At 69.9% G+C, this 608-nt stretch carries 1 protein-coding gene; it reads left to right on the forward strand.

The features are described 5' to 3' along the window. A partial coding sequence (locus KDH83_RS31190; protein WP_212322974.1) for an IclR family transcriptional regulator occupies window positions 1-608 on the forward strand: 608 nt, incomplete at both ends.

Consider the following 608-nt stretch of genomic DNA (forward strand, 5'->3'; position numbering starts at 1 on the left):
GCGCTACGCGGCGCCCGCGCTGGAAAAAGGGCTGGACATCCTGGAGGCGCTGGCCGCCAGCTCCGCCGGCTACACGCTGGCCGAGCTGGCGCAGCGGATCGACCGCAGCGTCAGCGAGATCTTCCGCATGGCCGTGACGCTGCAGCGCCGAGGCTATGTGCAGGTCGACGAGAACGACCGCTACACCCTCACCCTCAAGATGTTCGAGCTGGCGCACCGCCAGCAGCCGCTGAAATCGCTGGTCAGCGTGGCGCTGCCGCTGCTGCGCGAGCTGGCCAGCCGCGCGCGCCAGTCCTGCCACCTGGCGGTGTACCAGGGCGGCCGCGTGGTCGTCATCGCCCAGGTCGAAAGCCCCGAGCGCTGGTCCTTCGGCCTGAAGGTCGGCGTCAACATGGGCCTGACCGACACCTCTTCCGGCCACGTGCTGCTGGCCTTCCGCGACGAGGTCGAACGCACCCGCATGCTGGCCGCCCACATCAAGGTCGAGGGCGAGCTGGAATCCGATCCCGGCGAACTGTTCGCCATCCTGGCCGAGGTGCGCCAGCGCGGCTGCGCCTCCATGCCCAGCCGCCAGATCCGCGGCATCACCAACGTGGCCTACCCCGTGA

Source organism: Achromobacter sp. Marseille-Q0513 (assembly GCF_018195695.1).
GTDB lineage: Bacteria > Pseudomonadota > Gammaproteobacteria > Burkholderiales > Burkholderiaceae_B > Achromobacter.